Below are 25,308 nucleotides of genomic sequence, written 5' to 3' on the forward strand. Positions count from 1 at the left end.
CTCAGAGCGGGCCGAACAGGTGCGTGTCCGCGGTGGGCTTATCGACGAAATTCTTGCCGCCGAACTGCACGATCCCGTTCGTGCCCGGGTCATGCGCGGCGGCCTGGTCGCTGCGGAACGCGTCTTTCGAGAACCAGTCCGCCCGGTTGTGCCAGGTGTCACCGTCCCACGTCCAGACGGACAAGGCTTCCGGTACGCGGAGCGGGGCCACCAGCTGCGTGGCGGGATAGCTGAATCCGCCGAACAGGACGGCCTGCTGGATCTCGGCGTGCCAGGCGAAGATGGCCTGACGTCGACCCCAGGGCAGCGTGTCGCCTGGCGTGCCGCCCGCATTCGCCTGGTGCCAGCCGCTGTCGTCGAGCATCCATACGTCGTTGGGATACCCGTCGAAACTGGCGGAATACTCGGACGAACCACCGAAGAGCCACATGACGTCGCGAACGGGGTCGTAGACGAGCTGCGAGCCCACGCGGCCGCCGGGGTGCTCCTCGGTGGGGATGTGGTGCCAGAAGTCGTCGATCAGCTCGTAGGAGTCGGCCCGCACGGAGGTGGAGACGTCGTTGAGGGCGGAGCCGATCCCGGAGAACGCAACGAGGTGGCCTCGACCTTTGTGGAAGGCGAGCGCGTGATCGCTCCGGCCAAGGGGGCAACCGAAATTGCAGTAGCCCCTGATCTCCTCCCAGGTGGAGCCGTCCCAGCCCATCATGGGGCCGCCGCCGTTGATGACCACCTGTCCTCGCAGGGGATCGTACGCCATGGCGTGGTGGCTGCGGGGACCAGGCCATACGTCGGCCTTGGCGATCTGCGTCCACGTGGAGCCATTCCACTCCCAGAGATCCTCGAGGTCGTTCTCGATCGTGCAATCGGGGAAGTCCGCGCACTCGTGGCCTCCGAAGAGGACGACCACCTTGCGCTTCTCGTCGTACGCCATCGCGGAGGCGGTCCGGGCGGACGGCCCGACCGTGTCTATCTTCTTCCAGGTGAGATTCTCCGCCGGAGGGGCGCCGCCAGTGCCGTCGCTGCCGCCGCCGGTGTCGCCGGTGTCGCCGGTGCCGCCAGTGCCGCCGGTGCCGCCGGTGCCGCCGGTGCCGCCGGCGCTGGCAGCGCCGCCGCTGGCCTCGGATGGCGTATCCGCCGGGGAGCTACCGCACGCGGCGAGGAGAACCGAGAATACGAGCCAGCGGGAGCGAGCGTTAACCATGAACGCTCGACGGCGCGCGGCGCGCCAGCATGCACGAGCGCACCGTCGGAAACATGCTGGTATTCCCGAACGGCTGGCAAGCGCTGCGGAAGACGCAGCGCTCCCTCCCGCGCCCTGCCCTGGTTCCGCCGGCATGACCTGGAAGGTGCAGCAGCAGCAGCGCAAGCTCGACGCCTTCCAGGAGAAGATCGGGAGTTCGCGCGTGCTCCCGCCCCCCGCAGAGCACCTGCGTCTCCGCGCCCTCTCCGTCGCCGAGGCGCATGCGGCGGTCGACGGTCCCGCGCGCCGCGAGCCACGCCGCGAGCGGTATCCGCCGGCTCCGCGCGTGATCGGCGAGCGCGTGCGCGCTGCCGCGCGGCAGGAGCACCACGTCGCCCCGCCCGAGCGCGACCCGCTGCTCGCCGAGGAAGAGCCAGCACGTGCCGGCCGTGACCAGGTGGAAGCCCGCGTCCGCGGACGCGTCGACGCAGAGCCCCCACGGCGCCCGCGCCGACGTGTGGCAGTAGACCCGGCCGCGCAGGTGCGTCAGCTCCAGCACCCTTCCCAGCACATCGTGCGCCCGCCGGAGACGCCGTCTTTCTCCACATCAAGGCGGGCCGCGATCTCGGGATCGGCCTCATGTTCGTGGGTCTGCTCGCGCTGCGGATGCGCACGGCGCTCGGCGTCGTCACCCTCGCCTCCAGCGTGATGCCGCTCGTCGACTGCCTGGTGACGAGCACGAGCGGTCGTTGCAGCATCCCCTACGCGCTGATGGTCCACGGCTCCGCGGTCGTCTACTGCGTGGTCGCCGCCGTGGTCATGCTGTGGACGCCGCGCCCCGCGCTGGAGCCGCACGCGGCGCTGGAGCGTTGAGCGGCGCGGCGGGCAGCTGCCGCGCCGCGCTCGCAACCTTCATCCGGAGATCCAGCTTCTGGGGCGCGAACCCCTCGGGGTCGATGAAGACCGGGCCGGTCCATGCCGTTGCTCCGCCCGGCGCCGGAAGCTGCGGAGAGGTGGGGCGAAGCGAGCGCGCTCGACCGCCGCTACGCCCGACGCCCACCTCGGCGCGTCGCGATCCTGCCGTGACCACCGCCTCGCGCCTCGCCCGGGCCGACCGGGACCTCGCGGCCGGCGAAGCGGCGGCGGTTTCGAGGTAAGTTTCCGCGATCGGCAGCGTAGCCATGAAGCAGACGCTTTCTTCCTCGCTGAACCTCATGCACACCACGCCTTCTCGTCGGCGCCTCCGCGCCAGGCTCTTCGCTGCCGCCGCCCTGGCGGCGCTCTTCGCGGCTGCGCCCGAGGCGAGCGCGCAGCTCTGCTGGGGCACCAACTGCCCTCCACCCAGGCCCGCGCAGGGCAGCGCCGGGGGCAACGCGGGTGGCAACGCCGGCGCCGGCGCTCAGGGCGGCACGCGGGGCACGGTGGTGTGGGATCCCTGGACGGGCAAATGGATCCCCCAGGTGGTCATCCAGGGCCAGGGCCAGGCCGGCGCCGGCGCCCAGGGCCAGGCCAGCGGCCACGCCCAGGGCCAGATCCCGCCACCGCCCCCCCCGCCGCCGCCGCCCCCGCCCGCGCCGCCTCCCATCCTGACCGCGCCGACCCCGGCCCCGACTCCGCATTACTCCGGCGGCGGCGGCGAAAGCTGGACTTACCGGTTCCGCCCGTACCTCGGCGTGGGCGGGTGCATCGGCTTCCAGCAGGGCATTGCCGATGCGGAGGTCCGCTTCCTCCAGTGCGCGCGTGTGCGCCTCCAGCCCTGGGCCTACGTCGGCTTCGGCGTGGATGGCACCTATACCCTCGGCGCCGACGACGCAAAGAACTCCGGGCAGCCGTTACCGCCGGAGCTCGAGGCGTACCGCCACGAGTTTTACGCGTGGCCCTACCTCTCGATCCACCCGTTCGACTCGCAGATGTCGCCCTACCTGCGCCTCGGCGCGAACATCGGCACCGCGATCATGCTCGGCGAGGGCTGGAGCGAAGACCGCTCGTACCTCGGCGGCCACGCGGGGCTCGGCTTCGACGCGCACATGACGAAGCACGGGATCGTCACCGTGGACATCCTGGGTTTCCGCGTGACGCGCCTCGACGACCTGCCCCGCCCGGACGGCCGCGAGGGCCGCGGCGGCTGGGGGATGCAGATGCGCCTGACGGTCAGCTACGCGCTTCTGCTGTGATCGGCGCTCCCGGTCGCGGGAGCACGAAGGCGCCACGCTTCACGACGTCATCGACCGCCGAACGTGTGCGCGCCGCCGCGCGGCATGACCGCGGGCGGCGGAACGGCGCCTCGGCATGGGTCGACAATAGCGGCCGCCAGCTGCGCATCGACGTGCAGCATCCCGGCTCCGAGTTGTGGCACATCCAGGCTCGCACCACGGTCAACTTGCCGCAGGCGGGGCGCTGCTTGCTGACAATCCGCGCCAAGGCGGACGACCGATCCCCCGGACGAATGCACCACCATGGTCGGCGACGGCGGCAGCGGCGGGAGCGGCAGCACCACCAGGGTCGGCGATCGCCGCAGCGGCGGGAGCGGCAGCACCACCAGGGTCGGCGACGGCGGGAGCGGCGGCGGAGAAGCGGGAGGTCCGAGCGGTCATCAGGCGTGCTTGGATATCTGTGAGGCGCACAAGATGTACGGCTGCGATCCGCCGGATCTGGACTGCGAGCAGAGCTGTGGCGTGATCCTAGAGCTGTCCCGCCCCGCGTGCGAAGACGAGATCGTCGCGTACTATTCGTGCTGGCTGCCCGAAGCCTCCAGCTGTCAGGAGGGGCTGCCCGCCGAATGCCAGGACGAGGAGGACGCGTACCTCGCGTGCCTCGACACCGACGGGTGCCGCGGGCTGGCGTGCGACTACCCGAACGGCCTGGAGGGGAACGAGTGCGCGCGTTCGTCCACGTGCCTCGGCAAGAAGCACGAGGTCGAGTGCGGGCCCTCCGAGGACGGCACGACGATGTGCACGTGCTTCGTCGAGGGCGTCGAGGTCGGGACGTGTGAGGGCGCGCCCAGGGAGGTGTGTCACCTCACGCAGGGCTGTTGCCAGGAGTTCTTCAACATCCCCTGACCGCTCGTCTCCGCTCACCGCTCCTCCCCGCCGCCCGCCTCCGCGTCGTGCCGCGCCCCCGGCGTCCCGTCCCAAGGCGAAGACTCGCGCTGCCAGGCGCAAGGCGTAGCTGCGCTTGGCCATCATCAGCCCATCCGTGAGCAGGTGGTCGATAACCGCCGCTACCGCCGCCGAAACAGGGTCCACCAGCTTCGCTTGGGCTTCGCGGCGGCGCGTGAACCGCCGCCATCACCGCCGCTCCCGGCGCCCTCCCCGTGGAGCGAATAGCCCCGCTCCACGATGGCGCCGCTCACCATCGTCATGAAGAGCATCCGCAGGGACTCCTCCTGTTCGAGCGGCGCGACGAAGCCGAAGCCGAACAGGAGCAGGTCGCCGTAGGCGTCGCAGAGGAGCAGCTCGTACACCGCCCCGGGGGCGAGCTTCGTGCACTCCTCCAATCGGTGCTGCTCGAACGTGATGCCCTGCCAGCTCGTGCTCTCGCGGAGGTGACGCAGCGGTGCCTTGCCCTTCACGAAGCCGTCGACGTGCCGCCGTCGTTCCTCCTCGTCCCGCCCCCGCCCGACGATGACGTAGAAGTCGAAGCTCACCCCCGCGACGGCGACGGCGTTGTACCCAAAGAAGCCGGGCTTCTCGCGGACGTCACCCTCCTCGTACCAGAGCTCGGGCAGCCGAAGGGGGTAGGGTCCGACGTGAACGATCTTCGGCTCAATCATGGTCATGCGCTCCAAGCGGAGCTCGACCGATACCACGGCGGCCGAGCAGGCCACGACGAAGGATCCAGCACGGGCGGCACCGGGGCGCGAGGCCCTGCGAACAGATCACGGCGAGGCGCCAGAGCAGGAAGCCTGGGATGGAGTCATGGACGTGGATGCAGGGACTGCGTGCCGCTTCTCCTGAGCAACCAACCTATCACGCGAAGCGTACTGAATAGATGGGCGGCAGGTTGTTGGCGACCGCCGTCCAACCCTCTCCGCCGTCGTCGCTCACGTAGAGGTTGCCCGTGGTGGTGCCGAAAGCCACGGCGCCGTCCTTGTTGGCGAGCGCGTGGCGGTAGATGACGTCGTAGGCTTGTTCTTGGGGCAAGCCGCGGCGGAGCTGCGCCCATGTCTCACCGCCGTCCGTCGTGCGAGCCACGAAGAGCGCGCCGTCGACGGTCATTCGCTGCATGTCCGACTTGCCGGGCACGACCCACGCCGTGCGTCCGTCCTTCGCGTCTGCGGTGATGGGGAAGCCGAAATGCACGCCTTGCTCCGGGCGGCTCACCTTGCGCCAGCTCTTTGCGCCGTCGCTGCTGTAGTAGATACCAACGTGGTTCTGCTGCCAGATATGGTCGGGATCGCCCTCGCATTGCTCGATGTAATGCGTATCGTGGCCCCACTCGGCGTCTGGCTCGGGCGTGTGATCGAGCCGCATGCCCCTGTTGCGCGGCTGCCAGGTCTCTCCGCCGTCCTCTGTTTCGATGACGCCGGCCGTGGACACGGCCACGAGCACTCGCTTCGGGTCGCGCGGGTCCACCACGATGGAGTGGATGCCCGGGGCGAACTCGCCGCCCTCGGAGGCCGGCGTACCAAACCACTTCGTCTCGCCTTTGACCTCGCCGGTGAAGAGGTCGCCGCCGCGTGATTCGTGGTTCCAGAGCGGCCGGTTGAGCTCGAAGGAGCCGCCGCCGTCGCGGCTGACGAACAAGCCACCAGGGATGGTGCCCACGTAGACCGCGCCGCCGGGGCCGAAGCCGATGATCCAGAGCTTTTGCACCGTGGCCGGGCGCGTGACGATCTTGATGCCGACACCGAAGTCGCTGCCTGCGTCTTCGTACATGTCCTGGCCGATGTAGCGAGCGCCCTCGGGGTACTTGATCTGGGCGGGGTTGTCGTTCCAGGTCTCGCCTTCGTCCGTGGAGACGGACAGCTTGGCTCCCCAGTGGCCGAAGCCGAGCAGCGCCCAGAGCTTGCCCGTGTAGGGATCGCGCGCGACATAGTTGACGCCGCCGCCGGCATGGCCCGCGAGGCGCGGCTTCCACGAGCCGTTCTGTTTCTCGACGATAAACGTGCCTTTGCGCGTGCCCAGCAGGATACGGCTTGCCATCTCAACCTCCGCTCAACGCTTGCAGAATGTGGACCTCGTCGTCGGCAGCGACTGCGTCTGTGAGCCCCTTACGGTCGCGGATCATCTGCTTGCCGACGAAGATGTTGACGTGCGTCCGCAAGCGGCCGCGCTCGTCGCAGATGTAGAAGCCGATGCCGGGCGCGAGCCTCTCCAGGGCCGCTACGACCTCACCTGCCGTCGACGCCTCGACCATGATGGTTTGACCTTCGAGGTGCGGGAAGAAGGTGTAGAGGTGGCGCGTCAGGTGGACAGACGGCATGGTGGGCTTGCCGTACTCCCGACGTCGCCGGGTGTCAACCTCGAGCATCTCGGGCTCCCGAGCGAGGCGCCTGCCATCGCGCGTGCGCGGAGCCCGAGCTGCGAAGCGGCGTGAGCGCCGCAGGCGCAGCCCCCTTTCGCTCGCGACGCCGGCGTCCACGCCGACGTGCGCCCGCGGCGCTGCCCGCGTTGCGGGTTCGGCGCGGCGCCGCCGAGCGCGCGGCCTTACGGCTGGGGGACGACCTCGTTCGTGGGGTTGCCGTCGATGTCGCCGACCACGTTGTTGGACCAATCGGCGTACGTACACGTCGCGCACGACGCCGTGTAACCCCAGTGGCTCGGGCCGAAGACGTTGTTGCGCAGGATCATGTCCTTGCCGTCCTCGGGGTAGAAGTCGTAGGCGCCGAGCGAGATGAAGTTGTCGTGGACATCGTAGTTCTGCAGCGTCGAGCCGTCGACGCTCTGGGTGAAGAGCACGGCGGTGATGGCTTGCCAGTAGTTCGGCACTTCGGCGCCCGCAGCGGCGTCGACGCCCGGCTCGAGTCGGTTGTGGCTGATCTCGAGCGGCCCGCTGCCCCCGTACGGGAAGACACCGCCCGTATGCGCGAGAGAGGGGTCCGCCAGGTGCGCGATGTAGTTGTCGTGCAGCCAGCTCTGCTCGATGATGGTGTTCTGGCTGCAAAGGCACATGCCGCCGGTGTTGGCCACGTCCACCCGGGTCAGGCGGATGGTGCACGTCGCACAGGCGTTCACGGCGTGCTCGGTGAGGGCGGCGTTCGTACCTCCGGGGCTGACCGGCTCGGGGCGAATGGTGGTATCGCTGATGTTCAACGCGAGCGGCGCGGACTCGTCGGCGTTGACCAGAATGGCGCGGTTCGTGGAGCCGGGCGGCGGCGCGATGATCGAGTTGGTGATGTTGACCGTGCCGTGGCAGCCGGTGCCGATGTAGATGAACGCGTGGAAATACATGTGATCCAGGTTGACGGTGCCGTCGCAATCGTACAGATCCCACTCCTTGCTTTCATCGTCGCTGGGCCACACTTCCGTGTACCCGGGCGGCACCGGGAGCTGGGGATCGGATTGGGCGTAGGTGCCCACGCCGGGGGCGCCGACGGTGAAGCGATCGGGGTAGCCCCTGGTGCCTGGCGCGTCGCCGCCTCCTGCTCCACCACCACTTCCGCCGCTCGCGCCTCCGCCGCCGCTGCCGCCGGTGCCTGAAGACATGGATGAGGAGCCGGGCTGCACCTCGCCGTCACCGCACCCTGCGAGGAGGGCGCTCAGCAAGATCACCACCGGCAAGCTCGGTCCGAGGCCTGCTGCAGGACGATTGGCCGCTCTCTTCATGAGATCTCCTTTGCTTTCGGGGACGTCGCGTCGCTCGTGATCGGAGTTGCAGCCCGAGCAGTCCGGGGCCTGTCGCACGCCGTCTTCACCCTCATGGGCCGCTCGTTTTTCAGGGTCGTGGGGGCCGGAGGGCGGACCGAAACGACCGCCGGTGAACGCCCTCCCGGAGAGCCTCTACCATGGGCCGAGGTCGAGGGACCAGGCGCGCGCCTCCTCGGCGCGCTTGACGCCGATCGCGCCCCAACGTTCCATCCGCCGGAATGAGGGCGAACCTCGCGAATCCCGGGCGCTTTTGGGTCACCTTGCTGCTCCTCACGGGCGCCTGGGCGTGCTCTCGGGCGCCGTCCCCCGCAGGCGCGCGCCTGCCACAGGGCAACGAGAGCTCGGCCTCTCCCGCGCCCTCGACCATCGCCGAGGTCACGCTCGGGGACACGCACGGCTGCGTGCTCATGACGGACGGCCGCGTCCGCTGCTGGGGTCGGAACACGCTCGGCCAGCTCGGCACCGGCGATCGGGAGCCTTCCAGCGCGCTCCGCGACGTCGAGGGCCTGCGGGACGTGCGCGAGCTCCGCGCCTTCGGCGACAGCACCTGCGCGGTCAAACGAGACGGCACCGTGTGGTGCTGGGGCCACTGGCCGAACACCCTCTCGTCGGTGCAAGCAGCCCTCGAGACCTGCGGCGAAGAGCCGGCGCGCCCCTGTCACCTCAGGCCCATCGCGCTGTATGGGCTCACGGGCGTCGCATCCCTCGAGATCGAGACGACACGCGCGTGCGTGCGCACCGAGCAGGGGCTCGCCGAGTGCTGGGGTCAGGAGGGTTGGAGCAAGGTGCGAATCCATCGGGAGCGCGAGCAGCCCGGCGCCGCGTCCAAGATCCGTGTCGGAGGCCTCACGCGTTGCCTTCTCACCGAGAGTGGCGCGGCCGACTGCGCCACCTGGGCCCGGGACCGCTCCGACGACCGCTCCGAGCCCTGGCGTTTGCCGCAGGACTGGGGCGCGGTGGACGACATTCGCATGAATTCCGACGGCACCCGGCTCTGCGCGAAGCTCCGGCAAGGCGGCGACTGGCGTTGCGCTATCGTCCGCTACGACGCGCGTCTGGAGTCCGCCGAGTGGCACGAGGGCGCCCTTCGAGGGTCCAAGCTGCTCGCGCTGGTGCACCAGGGCGGGTGCGCGCTCGGCGAGGACGGGCGCGTGCGCTGCTGGGGCCTGAACAGCTGCAACCAGCTCGGTCAACCCTCCCCGCTGGACAGCGGGGTGCGAACGTCCGAGCGAGCGCTCGAGGTTCCTGGGCTCCGCGACGTGGTCTCGCTTTCGGCCGGCCCCCAGCGAGCCTGCGCCGTCACCCGCGATGGCCGGCTCGTCTGCTGGGGCGCTCGGCCGGAGCTGCGCAACTACATGTTGGGCACGATGTCTTCGCCGTGGCGTGGCCAGAGCGCCCAGCCGGTGAAAGGGCTCACGAACATCCGGCAGCTCACGATCAGCGACGATACGAACTGCGCCCTCCGCGACGACGGGGCCGCCTTCTGCTGGGGCGAAAATGTGCTCGGCCAGCTGGGCGACGGGACGGTGGTGGATCGTGCGGTTCCCGTACGGGTGCGTGGCCTCTCGAACGCGCAGGATCTCGCGTGCTCAGCATCGATCTGCTGCGCTGGGCTGGCCGACAAGACGGTCTCCTGCTGGGGACTGCTCGACGGCAGGTCCTATTCGAACGTCATGCCGGAGCCGCGCCCGGTGCCATCCCTCACGAACGTCGTGGATGTCGTGGGTGGCTCCGTGCCGATGTGTTTTCGTCACGGAGACGGCGCGGTTTCTTGCTTTCACGCCTCCAATCTTGCTCCCGTCTCGCCGGATGACCACGTAGTACCCCCACGGACGGCCGCGCGTGACGCGGAGCAACTCGCCGTGGGGACGAGCCACGCGTGTTTGCGTGACCGCGCCGGGCGGGTGCGTTGCTGGGGCTGGAACTACGACGGGGTGATAGGTTTGCCGACCATGGGAGCGTCCTCGTACACGCCGGTCACGATCCCGAACCTCGGCCCACGCGGCACCCTCTTCGCCGGATCGTTTTCGATGTACGACGTGACCCCGGAGGGGACGGTCTTCGGCTGGGGCTCCGCGATATACGACAAAAAGCGCCCGTTCGTTCCCGCCAAGCTCACGAACCTCGGCTCGGATGTCGTCGCCGTCGCGCACGGCAATGGTCGGGTGTGTGTGCTCCGCCGAGACGGCACCGTGGCTTGCGAAGAGCAGTTGAGGGGCGTGGGCGCCGGCAAGGCGATGGAGAATGTTCAAGGGATGACCGACATCGTCGAGATCGAGGTGGGGCAATTCCACCTTTGTGGTCGCACCCGTGCAGGCGGCGTCGTTTGCGCCGGCGGCAACGAGCACGGGCAGAGGGGCGACGGCGCCATGGTGTGCGCGGCGGAGCCGTTCGAAGTCCGCTGACGCGTCATGGGCGCCGGACTACGGCGCCTTGTTCCGCCATGCATCGAGCGTGCGGATCCCCTCTCCCGTCCACCCTTCGATGAGGTCGGCCCACGCCTTGGCGGCGCGTGGGCCGAGCTTGGCTTCGTACTGGTCGCCCGCTCGTCCGGCGCGGTAGGCCTCTCCCTGGACGGCCTCCATCAGGCCCACCAGGACGAGGTCCTGGGCTGCATCGTCTCCGTGGACGAGCACGTGCTCGATCACGTCGAACACCGCTCGCACCCAGGGCGCTTTGCAGCCGCTCGCGAAGGCGTGGAAGTGCCGCTGTCCCATCTCGGCGATGCCTGTGTAATCGAACCACGATCCGTGTTTGCGTTCGGCGTGGAGCCTCTGGCGAAAGCGCGGCCAGGCGGCCGCGAAACACGCGATCGCGGCTGCGGCGCCTTCGGGCTGGGGATCGAGCGCGGGCTTCTCCGGCGGGCGTGGGGGCGCTGCGCGCTCCGCGAGAGGCGCCGGCAAGAGCGCGCGATCGACGTGACCGTTCGCGGCTGCCCAGCGGAGGATCGCGAAGCTCTTGCGCCGCGAGCGCCACCCACGATCGGGGGCGTTGTCTCCGATCGTCGCTTCCACGAGCTCCGCCCGCACCTTCGGATCGAGGCCTGGATGCACGAGCGCACAAGCGAATGCGTCGTGGGCATCGTAGGAGCGTCTCGCGCGTGGACCACGAGGGTCGTCCGCTCGGTAAGCGTGCTGCGCGGCGGCGAGGACCGAGGGAGCCGGGAAGTACCCGCGCGACGACAACAAGAGCCGCGCGAGCTTGGCGGGAGGTCGCGGGAAGAGCCCCGGCCAGACGAGATCACCGGGCGCCCCCTGGGCGGTTCGCGCGAGGAGGGGCAGGTCCCGAGCGCCGTGCGGCGGGAGGGGCGCGCGGGGAGGGAAGGGCGTGGTCGCCAGGAAGGAAGCCAGGGTCATGTGGGCACGGCGGCGAAGACTAGCGGCCGCGAGGGAGAAAGGGCGCCGCGTTCCTCTCGCTCGATCGCCGCGAGCGGCGCGTCGCCTATCGCTCGACCACCGCGCGCGGCGCGTGGCCACGGCGGGCGACGCGGGCGAAGGCGCCGGGCGTGATCCCGAAGGCGCGCCGGAACGTCGCCGTGTTCCTCTGCAGGGGCTCCCGTTTCCGCGAGGGCAAGACTGCCCTTCCCCGCCCGCGTCTACAGCGCGCCGCCGCCGCCTGCCAGAGTCCGGGCGTGGGCTCAGAGCAAGTCGGAGAGGTCCGGGGCGTGCGTGTTCAGGAACGCGAGCAGCTTCGTCAGCCGGCCGGGGGTCAGGCGCCGCTCGCGGCGGAGCAGCGAAATCGGGACGGGCTCGGCGCGGAGCGGCGCGAGCACCTCGACCGCGGCGCCGCTCCGGAGGGAGGCCGCGGCGAGGTAGAGCGGCGTGCAGGTGATGCCGGCGCCGGCGAGCATCGCGCTGAAGCCCGCGTCGCCGTCGTCGAAGGTGAAGCGGGCCTTCGGCTCGTAGCTGCCGTCCCGGTGCGGCCAGGGCAAGACGCGCCCGCTGCCGTTCCGGAAGGCGACGAGGTCGTGCCCGTCGAGATCGCGCAGGGACGCGGGGCGCGCGCGGCCAGCGAGGTAACCCGGCGTCGCGCAGAGCACCCACGGCGCGGCGAACCAGGTCTGGGCGACGTGCCCGGGCAGACCGTCGAACGGGCCGGAGCGGATCGCGAGGTCGATCCCGCCCTCGGCGAGGTCGAGCACCCGGTTCGTGACGCGGATGTCGACCCGGATGTCCGGGTGCGCGCGCGCGAGCTCGCCCACGAGCGGCGCGAGGACGTGCCGGACCATGCCGGTCGCCGCCGTGAGCCGCACGATCCCGCCGTCGCCGCGATCGGACGCGTGCGCGGCCGTCTCGGCGAAGGCCTCCGCCGCGCGCACGGCCTCGCGCGCGGGCTCGAGCAGCGCCTCGCCGGCGTCGGTGAGGGAGAGCGCGTGCGTCGAGCGATGGAGGAGCCTCACGCCGGCGCCGTCCTCGAGCCGCGTGATCGCCTTCGACACGCTCGCGGCGGACATCCCGAGCCGGCGCCCGGCCTCGGCGACCGAGCCCGCGTCCGCGACCGCGAGGAAGCACCGCAGCTGCGGGACGGACACCTCGAAGTCGATCGCGGCCATGCCGCGCGACGATGCGCGCGTTCGCGGCGCGCCGCAATGGCGGGCCTGCTCGCCGCGCTCGCGATCGGCTGCGCCCCGGCGCCCCGTCCGGCGGCGCCGACCGCCTCCGCCGATCCCCGCGTCGCCAACTACGAGACGTACCCGCGGCGTGGCCGCATCAAGAGCACCGTCATGTTCACGACATCCCGAAGGAAAGGCTGAAGAAGATGATCGCGATCACCCCCTCCGACCTCGAGCGCTTTGTCCGCGAGGACGACGGCAAGCCCGTCGTCATGCTGAACCTCCTCCGCTTCCGCCCCGAAGGCGGCCGCGAGCGTTACTTCGAGTACATCGCGCTCGCGCGCCCCGTCCTCGCCCGTCACGGCGGCGAGATCCTCTACGCGGGCGACGGCAAGACGGCGCTCTGCGCCGAGTCCGGCCAGTCCTGGGACTGCGTCGCCCTCGTCCGGTATCCCTCGCGAAGGGCGTTCACGGACATGATCGCCGACCCGGAGTACCACCGCGCCGACCCCGTGCGCCTCTCCGCGCTCAGCGAAGCCGTCCTCCAGCCGACACACCCGCTCGGCTGAAGCGCTCCGCGCTCTCGAAGCGCCTCAGCGCTCCTCGTACTCGCGCCGCTCCTGGATGCGGGACCAGGAGCGCTCGGTGAGACCCTCGGGCATGTAATCGACCGTCCTCGGCTGGAAGTCACCCGCTCGAGGCGGGCGTGGGGCGTCGGAACACGGTGTTCCACGCGGCGCCGCGATGACGACCCCAGTCCTGGGCAGCGCCGAAGGGGGGCCTAAGAGCCGTAATGTGAACGTTCACAAAAGCGATGTCAATTCGAAACGGCCGCCGTCGGCCGCCGTCGCGCCCCGATGGCAGACAGGTCTCCTCCCGGAGCGCCGCGTCAAGAGGGGCGGGCATCGGGCCGGCGATGATCGATCGCGGAAGGCGCCCGCCCCTCTCGCCGCGGCGCTCCGGAGGAGCCCCGCCAGCCTCGTGCTCCCTCGGGATCGAGATACTCACGGGCCTGTCGATTGGAATTGACGGTGGCCATGTGATCGTTCACATTCGGGCCGAGGGCTGTCCTTGGTGCTGCGCCTTGCTCGGGTCGCCGCGCGTACCGAGGCCTTCGTCGTCTGATCGATTTTTTGCATCAACTCTGTTCGCTCGGTCGTCGCGGGAGCGATCGCCGAACGATGGGGATTGACCTCTCGGTCGGCTCCGTCGTCGCGCTCACGACGGTCCTCGTGGGCACGCTGGTAGCCGGTGGTCGCCGCCCGCTGCTGGCGTTCTGTATCGGCCTCGCGATGTCGGTCTCGTTCGGCGCGATGACGGAGGCCTCGTCGCTGCTTGGCGCGGCGTGGTCTCGCTTTGGATTTCCTAGGTGCGACGCGTTCGATGTCTGGAAGGAGCTATCATGAGCAAGAGAATCCTGCAGTACCGGCGCTCGCTCTCGGGCGCCGCCGCGTTGACTGCTTCGCTTCTGTTTGGGGCCCTCACTCCAGGGGTGGCGTCCGCCACGGACTCCGTCGAGAAGCTGCAGGAGTTCGAGCTGGACGAGGTGAGCGTGACCGACGCGTACTACCAGAACGTCTCCTCGAAAGAGCTCGCGTACATCATGAGCCTCGACCCCAACCGACTTCTGGCGGGCTTCAAGGCGGTGTCGGAGGGGAGGGACCCTGGGAACTCGCCGGGCATCAGCCTCTACGGCGGGTGGGAGGGCGGCTGGAGCCTCCTGCGCGGGCACACGATAGGCCACTACATGTCCGCCATGGCGCGGGCGTACAAGCAGCTCAAGAGCTCCGACGCGGAGCAAAGCGCCGCCATCGCGCAGAAGATCGACTACACGATCAGCCAGCTGAAATCGTTCCAGGACGCGAGTCCCAGGGGGTACCTGTTCGCGTCGCCGGAGACGCATTTTGACGTCATCGAGGGGAAGGCCAGCGGCTCCAGCTGGGCGCCGTGGTACACGATGCACAAGATCATCGCAGGCCTCATCGACGTCTACGAGTTCGAAGGAAATCCAACCGCCCTAGCAATCGCGAGCAGGTTGGGGGACTGGACTTACAATCGCAGCTCAACCTGGAATGCGGACCTTCGAAGGAAGGTCCTGGGCGTTGAGTACGGCGGTATGAACGACTGCCTGTACGATCTGTACAGGTTGACGAACAACGCCAATCACCTGGCGGCAGCCCACGTTTTCGACGAGGACTCGCTCTTCACTCCGATTTCCCAAGGCAACAACATCCTGCCAGGCAAGCATGCCAATACGCAAATCCCCAAGTTCATCGGCGCCCTGAACCGCTATCGGACGCTGGGCCAGACGGAGAACTTCTACTACACCGCGGCAGAGCAGTTCTGGACCATCGTGTTGAGGGATCACACCTATGTCACCGGTGGGAACAGCCAGCTCGAACATTTTCACGAGCCCAGGCAGCTGGACGCGCAAAGGGACAACGTGAACAATGAGACGTGCAATGCGTACAACATGCTGAAGCTCACGAGAGGGCTCTTCAAAGCCACGGGGGACGTCAAGTACGCCGACTACTACGAGCAGACCCACATCAACGAAATCATGTCTGCCGTCAATCCGACGAACGGGATGACGACCTACTTCAAGCCGATGGGGACGGGGTATTTCAAGGTGTTCGGCAAGCCGGAGGACACGTTCTGGTGCTGCAACGGCACCGGCATGGAGAACTATACCAAGCTCAATGACAGCTTGTATTTCCACAGCGATACGGATCTGTACGTCAACATGTTTCTCAGCTCGACGTTGACTTGGTCCGCGCGGGGACTGTCGTTGAAGCAGACCTCCAATTTCCCTCTCTCCGACAAGGCGGTTTTCGAGATCGCCGCTGCCCCGGCCGATGCGGTCACGATCAACTTCAGAAAGCCCTCCTGGGTTGCTTCGTGTCAGCCCGTGACGGTTACGGTCAACGGTCAGGCATGTGACGCAACGGAAGCGAACGGCTATCTCACGGTAGCCCGCACCTGGCAGCCCGGAGACAAGGTGGAGCTCACGCTGCCGATGGAGGTGAAGGTGTCGAGGCTTCCCGACAACCCCAATGCGGTGGCGTTCGTCTACGGACCGGTCGTCTTGAGCGCCGGTCTCGGGACGGAGAGGATGCTGTCGGAGCCCCAGTGGGCATCTGAGAAGGCTACCATCCCTCCTGGTGTTGTCATCAAAGACACCATCGGTATCAATAGCGGCATCACGATCAACGAGTGGATCGCCGACATCGAGAACAACTTGGTCCGGACCCCGGATACGGCGGAGTTCACGCTGCGGAACACAGACTCCGATAGCACGTTGACGTTCACTCCGCACTATCAGCGATACGCAGACAGGTACGGCATCTACTTCCGTCTCACTGGGACGGCGGGTGAAAACATCCCGGATGTCGACGAGTGCTCGCCCCCTCCTGGAACTGGCAAGCTGTGCGATGACGTCTCGCCTTCGGAAAGCGGCGGAACGGCTGGCAGCGGAACGGCTGGCAGCGGATCGACTGGCAGCGGATCGGCTGGCGGGGCGTCCGAGGGCAGCTCCGGTGGATCGGGGGGCGCGGATGGTGGCACCACGGACCAGGGCAGCTCGGGTTGTTCCTGCAGCCTCAATCGTGCTTCGTCGGGACGCTGGCAAGTCGCCGCGCTGTTCGGCCTTGGCCTGGTCGCGTGGCGCCGGGGGAGACGTCGTGCGGCGCCGCAGGGGTCGCGGATCTCTGGTGCGCTATGAGCCTCCACATCGGCCTGCCTCTTGCCGCCGGAGGGCCAGCCCCTCCCGACCGGCGCGTCGCGCAGAGCACCCACGGCGCGGCGAACCAGGTCTGGGCGACGTGCCCGGGCAGACGGCTCGGCTGAAGCGCTCCGCGCTCTCGAAGCGCCTCAGCGCTTCTCGTACTCGCGCCGCTCCTGGATGCGCGACCAGAAGCGCGCCGTGAACTTCTCGATCTCGTCCGCCGCCCTAGATCCACACCTCGCCCAGGATCGGCACCACGCCGACCTTCGTGTCGCGCGACGCGCGGCCGAGCCGCTCGGCCAGCCGGGCGCCCTGCATCGCGGGGAGCGCCACGGCGGGTCGATCCAGCGGCAGGAAGAAGTTGTCCCAGTGCGACAGGAGCACCGCGCGGGGCGACATCGCGCGCGCGACGCGCTCGGGGAAGTCGCGCGAGGTGGTCCAGCCGGCCACGCAGAGCAGGAGCAGGTCGGGCTCCTTCCGGTCGAAGCTCGCCTCGACGAGCTCCGCGCTGCCGAGGTGCACGAGGCGGCGGCCGGCGACCCGGATCTCCACGGCGAAGACGGCGCCGCACCGGTAACGCTCGGCCCGGAGCGGGATCTGATCGCAGTCGGCGATGTCGCCGGGGAAGGGGACGCGGCCGAGCATCAGGGGCGAATGGGCGCTCGGGAGGAAACGGAGCTGGAACGGGCCGACCTCGGCGATCACGGGCTCGCCGCCCGGCGCGCGCTCGACGTCGCGGACGCGCTCCGCGGGGACGCCGGAGGCGCGGCAGAGCGCCACCGCGGAGCGGGAGCCGAAGACCGTGGCCCCCGTGCGGAGCGCGATCGCGGGGATGTCGAGCGCGTGATCGAAATGGGTGTGGCCGGCGATGATCGCGTCGGCGCGCGGCGCGTGGCGCGCCACCGCGGCGGCGTCGGGGACGAGCCGCTCGAGCAGGCAACGGCGGAGCGAGGCGCGCGTGACGTAGGGATCGATCAGGACGACCACGCCGGCGTGCTCGATCGCGAACCCCGCGGTGCCCAGCCACCGCACCCGGACGGCGCCGCCCGAGGCGAGCGAGCGCGGAGAGAAGGCGTCGGCGATCATCGGCGTCCGCCCGGCCGGTCGGACGAGGCGGGGATCCCGCGCGGCCTGCTCATCGCTGTCGTCATCACCTCCACCCTCGCCATCGCCCTCGCCGCCACCCTCGCCATCGCCCGCGCCGCCACCCTCGCCATCGCCCTCGCCGCCATCCTCGCCATCGCCCGCGCCGCCATCGTCGAGCGCGAGCACGAGATCGCGCTCGCCTCCTCCGTCGCGCTCGCCATCGCTGTCGCCCTCGCGCGCGAGTCTCCCTGTTTCGGGCGACCGCCGATCGTCCGCTCGGTTACGATTCCGCCTCGTGGTCGATCCCTCGCGCCCCCGCAAGCTGGCCGTCCTTTCGGCGCTGTATTTCTCGCAGGGCCTCCCGTTCGGCTTCCAGGCGACGGCGCTCCCGGTCCTCCTGCGCGAGAGCGGCGCGTCCCTCACCGCCGTGGGCTTCGCGGGCGCGCTCTCGCTTCCCTGGGTGGCGAAGGCGCTCTGGGCGCCGCTCGTCGATCGGTTCGGGTGGGAGCGGTTCGGCCGGCGCCGCTCGTGGATCGTGCCGCTCGGGGTGCTGCTCGCGCTCACGTGCCTCGCGGCCGCGCTCGTGTCGCCGTCGGGTCAGCTCGGCCCCTTGCTCGGGCTGGTGTTCCTGATGAACCTGCTCGCGGCCACCCAGGACATCGCGGTCGACGGGCTCGCGATCGATCTGCTCGGGCGCGGCGAGCTCGGCCTGGCGAACGCCGCGCAGGTGGTCGGCTACAAGGCCGGGATGCTGACGGCCGGCGGGCTGCTCGTCTGGGCGAGCGCCCGGATCGGCTGGAGCGGCCAGTTCGCCGCGATGGCGGCGCTCGTCCTCCTCGCGGTGCTGGCGGCGCTCGCGCTCCGCGAGCCCCCGGCGAGCGCGGCCCTGGCGCGCGAGCGCCGCTCGCTGGCCGAGGTGCTCAAGGCCGTGCTCGGCGCGCTGCGGGAGCCGGGCGCGCTCTGGCTCGTGGCGTTCCTCGGCACCTACAAGCTCGGCGAGGCGATGGTGGACATGATGTTCAAGCCGTTCCTCGTCGACGCGGGCTTCTCGCGGGCCCAGATCGGGCTGTGGGTGGGCACGTACGGCATGGCCGCGTCGCTCGCCGGATCGCTCGCGGGAGGCCTCCTGGCGCAGCGGATCCCGCTGCTCGCCGCCGTGGGGATCACCTCGGCGCTGCGATCGGCCGCGATGGCGGGGGAGTGGTACCTCGCCGCGGCGGGCCACCCCACGGCCGAGGCGGTCATCGCGGTCACCGTGGCCGAGCACCTCTTCGGCGGCGCCCTCACGACCGCGATCTTCGCGTTCATGATGTCGCGGGTGCGGCGATCGGTCGGCGCGACGCACTACACCGTGCTGGCCAGCGTCGAGGTGCTCGGCAAATCCCCCGCGACGTGGGTCTCGGGCGCGCTCGCCCAGCGGCTCGGGTATGCAGGGCTGTTCGCGCTGGGAACGGCGCTCTCGGTCGCCTTTCTCGCGCTGCTCGTTCCGCTGAGGGAGAGGAAGATGGCGGCGACGTAGCGAGAGGGGTGTTCGGCTCGAGCCGGGAGACGAAGAAGGGGAGAGGGCTTACGTGCGCATTTGCCAAGAACCTGACGCGGCACCGCCGCTTTGCTACCACCCCTCCCCGCGGTGATCTCACGCAGGCAGCACGTCCTCGGCCTCCTCGCGCTCCTCGGCGCCAGCGCCGCCGGCGCCGCCGCCCTGTCCCGGACGTTCCCCGCCGTGCGCCCGCGCCGCGCCGCGCCCCGCCGCGCCCTCAAGCTCCCGATCGCGCCGAGCGGCTGGCCCTTTCCCGGCGCCCGCCTCACCGCCCCGGTGGCCGTGTTTCCGCCCGACTTCGGCCTTCGCCGCATCTACCTCGACGCCGGCCACGGCGCGCCGGGCAACACCGGCAACACCTCCTGCTACTGCCTCGAAGAGCAGGACTTCACGCTCGCCGCAGCGCACGCCCTCGCCGTCCGGCTCAACGCGACGGGCCGCTTCGAGGCGCGCGTGGGCAGGACCGGCGAGCGGCCGCTCCCGTACCCGGAGCGCGTCGAGGACGCCGCCCGGTGGGGCGCCGACGCCTTCGTGAGCCTGCACTCGGACGTGCGCGGCAAGCCCGAGGCGTGGGCGCCCGTGCCCGACCTCCAGTGCCCGCTCAGCCTCGCCGCCCCCGGCTTCGCCGTGCTCTGGTCCGACGAGGGCTCTCCCTCCCTCTGCGCCCTCCGGCTCGCGCTCGCGCGCGCCTTCGCCCGGCGCATGGAGGAAGCTGGGCTCCTGGCCTACCGCGGCGCCGCGTACACCGGCCTCTACGAGCCCGACGCCGCGCAGCCGGGCGTGTTCGTCGACCGGCGCCCCCAGGGGCAGCGCATCTTCGTGCTGCGCCGCCCCACCATGCCGTCCATCCTCATCGAGACCCACCACGCGCTCGACGCCCGCGAGGCCACGCGCTGGACCGAGCCCGCCACCCTCGACGCCTTCGCCGCCGCGTCCGCCGCCGCGCTGGCCGACGCGCTCGGCGGCGCCCCCGCGCCGGCCTCGCGGCGGCCGACCTGAGGCCCGCGCCGGCCCCTCCGCCGCCGACCTGAGCCCCGCGCCCCGCACCCCCGCGCCGGCCCCTCCGCCGCCGCGCCCCCCGCCGCCACGCCCCTCAGGACGCCCGCGCGTGTGGCATCGGCCCCGGCTCCTCCAGGCGCAGCGGGCGGTGCCGCAGGCAGAGCGCGATCGCCTCGTCGAGCGTGCTCACCAGGTAGAACTCCAGCGACCGCCGCACGTCGTCCGGCAGATCGTCGAGATCCGCCTCGTTGTCCGCCGGGAGCAAGATCTCGAGGATCCCCGCCCGGTGCGCCCCCAGCACCTTCTCCTTGATGCCCCCGATCGGCAGCACCGTCCCCCGCAGCGTGATCTCCCCGGTCATCGCGATGTCGCTCCGCACCGGCCTGCCCGACAGCGCGCTCACCAGCGCCACCGCCATCGTCACGCCCGCGCTCGGCCCGTCCTTCGGCACCGCGCCCGCCGGCACGTGGATGTGCACGTCACGCCGCTGCAGCCGCTCGGCCGGAACCCCGAGCTCCGCCGCGTGCGCGCGCGCATAACTCAGCGCCGCCCGGCCGCTCTCCTTCATCACGTCGCCGAGCTGCCCCGTCAGGACGAAGTCGCCCTTCCCGGGCATCACGCTCGCCTCGACGTGCATGATGTCGCCGCCCGTCTGCGTGTAATACATGCCGGTCGCCACGCCCGGCTGATCCTGCTGCAGCTTTCGCTCGGGGCGCACCCTCGCGCGACCGAGCAATTCCTTCACGTCGCCTCCGGTGCTCACCACCGCGCGTGCGATCTCCCCGCCCGCGATCCTCCGCGCCGCCTTTCGCGCCAGGGCGCCCAGGGTCCGTTCCAGCTGACGGACACCCGCCTCGCGCGTGTAGCCGCCGATGATCTCGCCGAGCGCCTCCGCGCTCACGCGCAGCTGATCCTCGCGCAGCCCGCACTCCTTTCGCTGCCGCGGGAGCAGGTACGTCCGGGCGATCTCGTGCTTCTCCTGCTCGGTGTAGCCGGCGAACAGCGCCGTCTCCATCCGGTCGAACAGCGGCGCCGGGATCGTCTCCCGGAAGTTCGCCGTGCAGATGAACAGCACCTCGGACAGGTCGAACGGCAGCCCGAGGTAGTGATCGACGAAGCCGTCGTTCTGCGCGGGATCGAGCACCTCGAGCAGCGCCGCGCCCGGATCGCCCTGGAAGGAGGCGCCGAGCTTGTCGACCTCGTCGAGGACGATCACCGGGTTCTTCGTCCCCACCCGCTTGAGCCCCTGGAGGATGCGGCCCGGCATCGCGCCCACGTAGGTGCGCCGGTGGCCGCGGATGTCCGCCTCGTCGCGCGCCCCGCCCAGCGAGACGCGGATCACCTTGCGCCCGAGCGCCCGCGCGATCGACTCCGCGATGGACGTCTTGCCGGTCCCGGGGGGGCCGAGGAAGAGCAGGATCGGGCCGCGCGAGATCGCGCGGCCCCGCTCGCCCTCGCCCCGCGCCTGCTCCATGCGCAGCTTCCGGACCGCGAGGAACTCGAGCATCCGGTCCTTCACGTCGTCGAGGCCGTGGTGATCCTCGTCGAGGATCGCCCGCCCGAGCTCGAGATCGACGTGGTCCTCGGTCCGCTGGGTCCAGGGCAGATCCGCCACCCACTCGAGCCAGGTCATCAGGACCTGCGCCTCGGGCGATGTCTCCCGTCCCATGCGCCGGAGCCGCGCGAGCTCGCGCCGGGTCTCCTGCTGGACCTCCGGCGGGAGGCTCAGCCGCTCCAGCCGGTGCGCGAGGCGCGCCGCGGCGTTCTCCTCGTCCTCCTCGCCGAGCTCCTTCTGGATCGCGCGCAGCTGCTCGCGCAGGTAGAGCTCCCGCTGCCGCTCGCCGAGCTCCTCCTCGACGGTCGTCCGGATCTTCTCCTGCGTCTCTACGATGCCGATCTGCCGGTGGAGGTGCGCGGCGAGCGTGCGCATCCGCTCTTCCGTCGAGAGGGTCTCGAGCAGCGCCTGCTTCTCCGGGGTCGGGAGGTCCAGGTAGAAGGCGATGTGGTTCACGAGCTCGGCCGGGCCGTACGTGCTGCTCACGAACTGCTTGAGCACGTCCTCCAGCGCGCCGCGGTGTCGGCCGTACTCGACGGCACGCTCGCGCACCTCGCGCGACAAGGCCTCCAGGGTGTCGTCCGCGCCGGGACGGAGCGGCAGATCGCCGAGCTCGATCACGGGGGCGAGGATCACGCCGTCCAGCTCGGTGTACCGGGGCGCGGCGGCCCGGCGCTCGCAGTAGAGCACGAGCTGGAGGCCCGAGCCGAACCGCTGCACCTGGGCGATGCGCGCGATGACGCCGACCGAGAAGAGGCCGGCCGGCGTGGGCTCCTCGGCCGCGTCGCGCTGGGCGACCGCAAAGATGCGCTTGTCCTCTCCCTCCATCCGGAGGGCGGCCTCCACCGCGCGGAGCGTCTTGAGCCGTCCGACCGTGATGGGCGTCGCGATCCCAGGGAAGAGGACGGTGTCGCGCAACGACAGCACGGGCATGGATCGGCGCTCGGGCATGGCCGGAGCGTCGTGCGAACCTCATGCCACCGAGGACCGTACCGGAAACTCCTTTCGGCACGGAAGCGCCGAGAAATCATGGTCACGCGCGCGGCGCGATCGATGGTAGGGTCCGCTCCCGATGCCTGCGGACACCTTCACGTTTCAGGCGGACGACGGCCGTGAGCTCTTCGTGTACCGCTGGCTCCCCGACGGGGCGGCGCGCGGCATCTTCCACATCGCGCACGGCATGTCCGAGCACGCGGGCCGCTACGCGCGCGTCGCGCACGCGCTCTGCGGGGCGGGGTGGGCCGTCTACGCGAACGACCACCGCGGCCACGGGAGGACGGCGCGCGACCGCAGTGAGCTCGGCTTCTTCGCGAGCGCGGGGGGCTTCGCGCGCGTGGTCCGCGACCTCGCGCTGCTCGTCGCGCGCGAGCGCGAGGAGCACCCGGGGCTGCCGGTCGTGCTCTTCGGCCACAGCATGGGCTCGTACCTCGTGCAGGAGTTCCTGATCGAGCGCGGCGGCTCGATCGAGGGCGCCGTGCTCTCGGGCAGCTCGGGCAAGCCGAGCGCGCTCGTGGACGCGGGCCGGCTCCTCGCGCGGGCGGAGCGGCGGCGGGTCGGCGAGCGCGGCCAGAGCCAGGTCCTCCAGTCGATGAGCTTCGGCAGCTTCAACAAGGCGTTCGCGCCGGCGCGCACCGCCTTCGACTGGCTCTCGCGCGACGGCGCCGAGGTCGATCGGTACCTGACCGATGCCCAGTGCGGCTTCGCCGCGACGACGTCGCTCTGGATCGACGTGCTCGACGCGATGGTGGAGATCGCGCGGCCCGAGCGGCAGGCGCGGGTCCCGAAGGATCTGCCGCTCTACATCTTCTCCGGCTCGCGCGATCCGCTCGGCGGGCCGCTCAAGGGCGTGAGCCAGCTCGTCGAGGCGTACCGCGCCGCCGGCCTCCGCAACGTGACGCACCGGTTCTACCCGGGCGGGCGCCACGAGATGCTGAACGAGATCAACCGCGAGGAGGTCACGCGGGACCTGCTCGCGTGGCTCGACGCCGAGGTGAAGGCCGTGGCCGTGGCGGGCGAGCGCGCGAGGCCCGCGCCGGCGAGCGCGGGCGCCGCGTCCGGCTGACGGCGGGGGGCGGGCATGGGCAGCAAGGGGCGGCCGTACCGCACGCTGAGGGTGGAGGGGTTCGAGGTGCTCGTCGGCCGCGGCGACGAGGACAACGACGCGCTCACCTTCGATGTCGCGGCGCCGCACGACCTCTGGCTGCACGTCGCCGGCGGCACGCCGGGCAGCCACGTGATCGTGCGCAACCCGGACCGCGTGGAGGTCCCGCGCGAGGTGGTCGAGCGCGCGGCCGCGGCCGCGGCGTGGTACTCGAAGGCGAGGAGCGCCGCCAAGGTGGAGGTCCACGTCTGCCGCGTCGCCGACGTGAGCAAGCCGCGCGGTGCGCCGGCGGGCCTCGTCGAGCTCGCGCGGTGGAAGAGCGTGCGCGTGCGCCCGGAGAACCCCGGGGGCGCGGGCGGTTGACCCCGCGCCGAGCGGCGGATCAGATCTCGTCCGCGATCACGCACCTGCCGGCCTGGCAGGAGGCCGCGAGGCCTTGACACGGCCAGACCAGACAGGCCACCTCGCCCTCGGTACACTTGGGCGCGGGCTCGCCCGAGGGGACAGCATCGCAGTTGCAGCCCCCGCAGTAGTTCGCGACGAGGCTGCAATCGGCGTCGGTCTCGCAGACGGGCGGCGGCGGGGCGGGCACACACGCCGGGATCCCGTTCTGCGCCTCGCACACGAATCCATCGCGGCAGCGGACGGCGGAGCAGGCGTCGCGCTGCTTCACGATTCCGCCCAGCGCCTGTGTCTCCTCGGTGACATACCCCTCCTCGGCCTGTCCGAGGTCCTCCGCGGGCGAGCCGACACACGCGGGCAGGAGCGCCGCGAGCGTCGAGAGCATACCCATCGTCGTCGAGCGCAGCATGGTCTTGTGAAGCATGATGTGTTCTCCCTTTTTCGTGGTGACGTGGCGCGCTGCCGTTCCCGCCCCGCGGGCCTCGGGCACCGCCACGTGTCGATGAGGGTTTACGCGCGGCGCCCGCCGCGGCTGACATCGCGGCGCGCGTGGGCAAGACTCCGTCGGCGCGCAGGGGCGGCGCGCAGGGGCGGCGCGCGGGGGCGGCGCGCGGGGGCGGCGCGCGGGGGCGGCGCGCGGGGGCGGCGCGCGGGGGCGGCGCGCGGGGGCGGCGAGCCGGAGCAGCGCGGTGACGGCCGCGACGGCGCCTTCCGCGCCGGACGGCGCGGCCGGCGGTGCGGCGAGCGCATGGTCCCGGACGGCGCGCGCGGGTCAGCCGCGGAGGCGAATGCGTGCGGCGCTCAATCGCGGATGTACACGCTGAGCCCCTCGAACTTCGCCGAGCCGCTCCTGTCCGCGAGCCTCGCCACCGCCCGGATGGCGTCGCTCCCGCCGGCGGGGACTTCCATCGAGCAGCCGCTGTTCAGGTGCGTGGCGCTCGACCCGCACCCGGCGCTCCCCTCGAGATCGAACCCCTCGCACGTGATGTTCCCGACCGGCGCGCCGCCGCGGAGCAGGGTGATCTCGATCAGCACCTGGTTCACGCCGCTGTACTCGTAGCGCTCGGTGTGCACCGGGAACTCGAGCTGCTTGCCCGCCGGAAACGAGAGCTGCTTCTCGACGGGGGTATCGAGGCCCGGCAGATCGACCTGGCCCGCCGTCGGGCCGAGGCAGCTCAGGAGCAGTCCCACGCCCATCGCCGCGACGGCGGCGCGAGCCCGGCCCCGGTGTCTCGCATTCCTCATGGCCCGAGTAGACACGAGGAGCGCGGAGCTCGCCAGCGGCGCAGCGGCCCGAGCTCTCCACCTCGCGTCGAAGGCGCTGCCCTCCTGCGCCGCGCGAGAAACGGGTGGCGCGGCA

The 25,308-nt window shown here is 70.8% G+C and carries 23 protein-coding genes and 1 pseudogene; 12 read left to right on the forward strand and 12 right to left on the reverse strand.

What is annotated here, in order from left to right:
* Nucleotide 1: 1 nt before the first annotated feature.
* Nucleotides 2-1,201, reverse strand: coding sequence for a kelch repeat-containing protein (locus WMF43_RS05835; RefSeq protein ID WP_437678075.1), 1,200 nt, complete (start codon nucleotides 1,199-1,201; stop codon nucleotides 2-4).
* Nucleotides 1,194-1,751, reverse strand: a complete 558-nt coding sequence (locus tag WMF43_RS05840; protein ID WP_437678077.1) for a cupin domain-containing protein — start codon at nucleotides 1,749-1,751, stop codon at nucleotides 1,194-1,196. Before WMF43_RS05840 ends, WMF43_RS05835 begins: the two co-directional genes overlap by 8 nt.
* Nucleotides 1,752-1,810: 59 nt before the next feature.
* Between WMF43_RS05840 and WMF43_RS05845 the strand changes: the two genes are divergently transcribed.
* From WMF43_RS05845 to WMF43_RS05855, 3 genes are all read left to right on the forward strand, one after another.
* Nucleotides 1,811-2,053 (forward strand): DUF4267 domain-containing protein, encoded by a 243-nt coding sequence (locus WMF43_RS05845; protein WP_437683951.1) that lies wholly within the window; start codon nucleotides 1,811-1,813, stop codon nucleotides 2,051-2,053.
* Between the two features lie 308 nt (nucleotides 2,054-2,361).
* Nucleotides 2,362-3,354 carry a hypothetical protein gene (locus WMF43_RS05850; protein WP_437678079.1) on the forward strand — a complete coding sequence of 331 codons (993 nt, stop codon included), beginning with the start codon at nucleotides 2,362-2,364 and terminating at the stop codon, nucleotides 3,352-3,354.
* A 282-nt stretch (nucleotides 3,355-3,636) separates the two neighbouring features.
* Entirely contained in the window at nucleotides 3,637-4,239 is a 603-nt protein-coding gene (locus WMF43_RS05855; RefSeq protein WP_437678081.1) for a hypothetical protein, read from the forward strand.
* A 161-nt stretch (nucleotides 4,240-4,400) separates the two neighbouring features.
* Here WMF43_RS05855 and WMF43_RS05860 read toward each other — a convergent pair whose 3' ends face one another.
* The 4 genes from WMF43_RS05860 to WMF43_RS05875 all read right to left on the reverse strand — a co-directional run bounded on the left by WMF43_RS05860 (nucleotide 4,401) and on the right by WMF43_RS05875 (nucleotide 7,947).
* On the reverse strand, nucleotides 4,401-4,958 hold the full coding sequence (locus tag WMF43_RS05860) for a hypothetical protein (RefSeq protein WP_437678083.1): 558 nt from the start codon (nucleotides 4,956-4,958) through the stop codon (nucleotides 4,401-4,403).
* A 190-nt stretch (nucleotides 4,959-5,148) separates the two neighbouring features.
* Nucleotides 5,149-6,324 (reverse strand): WD40/YVTN/BNR-like repeat-containing protein, encoded by a 1,176-nt coding sequence (locus WMF43_RS05865; protein WP_437678084.1) that lies wholly within the window; start codon nucleotides 6,322-6,324, stop codon nucleotides 5,149-5,151.
* 1 nt (nucleotide 6,325) lies between these two features.
* Nucleotides 6,326-6,652, reverse strand: coding sequence for a MoaD/ThiS family protein (locus WMF43_RS05870; RefSeq protein ID WP_437678086.1), 327 nt, complete (start codon nucleotides 6,650-6,652; stop codon nucleotides 6,326-6,328).
* A gap of 176 nt (nucleotides 6,653-6,828) precedes the next feature.
* Nucleotides 6,829-7,947, reverse strand: coding sequence for a hypothetical protein (locus tag WMF43_RS05875; protein ID WP_437678087.1), 1,119 nt, complete (start codon nucleotides 7,945-7,947; stop codon nucleotides 6,829-6,831).
* A 260-nt stretch (nucleotides 7,948-8,207) separates the two neighbouring features.
* Here WMF43_RS05875 and WMF43_RS05880 point away from each other — a divergent pair.
* A pseudogene (locus WMF43_RS05880) lies at nucleotides 8,208-8,432 on the forward strand (RCC1-like domain-containing protein); the annotation flags it as partial.
* Nucleotides 8,433-8,720: 288 nt separating this feature from the next.
* Nucleotides 8,721-10,394: a hypothetical protein gene (locus WMF43_RS05885; RefSeq protein ID WP_437683953.1), complete on the forward strand. Its 1,674-nt coding sequence runs from the start codon at nucleotides 8,721-8,723 to the stop codon at nucleotides 10,392-10,394.
* A gap of 18 nt (nucleotides 10,395-10,412) precedes the next feature.
* Here the strand turns inward: WMF43_RS05885 and WMF43_RS05890 are convergent, their stop codons facing one another.
* Complete coding sequence (locus WMF43_RS05890) at nucleotides 10,413-11,042, reverse strand: DUF7674 family protein (protein WP_437678089.1); 630 nt, start codon at nucleotides 11,040-11,042, stop codon at nucleotides 10,413-10,415.
* A gap of 584 nt (nucleotides 11,043-11,626) precedes the next feature.
* Entirely contained in the window at nucleotides 11,627-12,541 is a 915-nt protein-coding gene (locus WMF43_RS05895) for a LysR family transcriptional regulator (protein ID WP_437678090.1), read from the reverse strand.
* Between the two features lie 209 nt (nucleotides 12,542-12,750).
* On the opposite strand from WMF43_RS05895, the gene WMF43_RS05900 reads away from it, so the two are divergent.
* The 3 genes from WMF43_RS05900 to WMF43_RS05910 all read left to right on the forward strand — a co-directional run bounded on the left by WMF43_RS05900 (nucleotide 12,751) and on the right by WMF43_RS05910 (nucleotide 16,262).
* Nucleotides 12,751-13,110 (forward strand): DUF1330 domain-containing protein, encoded by a 360-nt coding sequence (locus WMF43_RS05900; RefSeq protein ID WP_437683954.1) that lies wholly within the window; start codon nucleotides 12,751-12,753, stop codon nucleotides 13,108-13,110.
* Nucleotides 13,111-13,722: 612 nt separating this feature from the next.
* Nucleotides 13,723-13,947: a hypothetical protein gene (locus WMF43_RS05905; RefSeq protein ID WP_437678092.1), complete on the forward strand. Its 225-nt coding sequence runs from the start codon at nucleotides 13,723-13,725 to the stop codon at nucleotides 13,945-13,947.
* Nucleotides 13,944-16,262 carry a beta-L-arabinofuranosidase domain-containing protein gene (locus WMF43_RS05910; RefSeq protein WP_437678094.1) on the forward strand — a complete coding sequence of 773 codons (2,319 nt, stop codon included), beginning with the start codon at nucleotides 13,944-13,946 and terminating at the stop codon, nucleotides 16,260-16,262. Before WMF43_RS05905 ends, WMF43_RS05910 begins: the two co-directional genes overlap by 4 nt.
* 228 nt (nucleotides 16,263-16,490) lie before the next feature.
* Here the strand turns inward: WMF43_RS05910 and WMF43_RS05915 are convergent, their stop codons facing one another.
* Entirely contained in the window at nucleotides 16,491-17,537 is a 1,047-nt protein-coding gene (locus WMF43_RS05915) for an MBL fold metallo-hydrolase (RefSeq protein ID WP_437678095.1), read from the reverse strand.
* A gap of 109 nt (nucleotides 17,538-17,646) precedes the next feature.
* On the opposite strand from WMF43_RS05915, the gene WMF43_RS05920 reads away from it, so the two are divergent.
* Together WMF43_RS05920 and WMF43_RS05925 are read left to right on the forward strand one after the other, a co-directional pair.
* Nucleotides 17,647-18,870, forward strand: a complete 1,224-nt coding sequence (locus tag WMF43_RS05920; RefSeq protein WP_437678097.1) for an MFS transporter — start codon at nucleotides 17,647-17,649, stop codon at nucleotides 18,868-18,870.
* 111 nt (nucleotides 18,871-18,981) lie between these two features.
* Nucleotides 18,982-19,890: an N-acetylmuramoyl-L-alanine amidase family protein gene (locus tag WMF43_RS05925; RefSeq protein WP_437678098.1), complete on the forward strand. Its 909-nt coding sequence runs from the start codon at nucleotides 18,982-18,984 to the stop codon at nucleotides 19,888-19,890.
* A gap of 94 nt (nucleotides 19,891-19,984) precedes the next feature.
* On the opposite strand, the gene lon is transcribed toward WMF43_RS05925, so the two are convergent.
* Nucleotides 19,985-22,396 carry an endopeptidase La gene (gene lon / locus WMF43_RS05930; protein WP_437678100.1) on the reverse strand — a complete coding sequence of 804 codons (2,412 nt, stop codon included), beginning with the start codon at nucleotides 22,394-22,396 and terminating at the stop codon, nucleotides 19,985-19,987.
* Between the two features lie 121 nt (nucleotides 22,397-22,517).
* Here lon and WMF43_RS05935 point away from each other — a divergent pair, with 121 nt between their 5' ends.
* Together WMF43_RS05935 and WMF43_RS05940 are read left to right on the forward strand one after the other, a co-directional pair.
* Nucleotides 22,518-23,507, forward strand: a complete 990-nt coding sequence (locus WMF43_RS05935; RefSeq protein WP_437678102.1) for an alpha/beta fold hydrolase — start codon at nucleotides 22,518-22,520, stop codon at nucleotides 23,505-23,507.
* Nucleotides 23,508-23,522: 15 nt separating this feature from the next.
* Nucleotides 23,523-23,909 (forward strand): NFACT RNA binding domain-containing protein, encoded by a 387-nt coding sequence (locus WMF43_RS05940; RefSeq protein ID WP_437678104.1) that lies wholly within the window; start codon nucleotides 23,523-23,525, stop codon nucleotides 23,907-23,909.
* Between the two features lie 19 nt (nucleotides 23,910-23,928).
* Here WMF43_RS05940 and WMF43_RS05945 read toward each other — a convergent pair whose 3' ends face one another.
* Entirely contained in the window at nucleotides 23,929-24,372 is a 444-nt protein-coding gene (locus WMF43_RS05945; protein ID WP_437678105.1) for a hypothetical protein, read from the reverse strand.
* 377 nt (nucleotides 24,373-24,749) lie between these two features.
* Complete coding sequence (locus WMF43_RS05950; protein WP_437678107.1) at nucleotides 24,750-25,139, reverse strand: hypothetical protein; 390 nt, start codon at nucleotides 25,137-25,139, stop codon at nucleotides 24,750-24,752.
* Nucleotides 25,140-25,308 lie beyond the last annotated feature (169 nt).

This window comes from Sorangium sp. So ce131 (assembly GCF_051519095.1).
GTDB lineage: Bacteria > Myxococcota_A > Polyangia > Polyangiales > Polyangiaceae > Sorangium.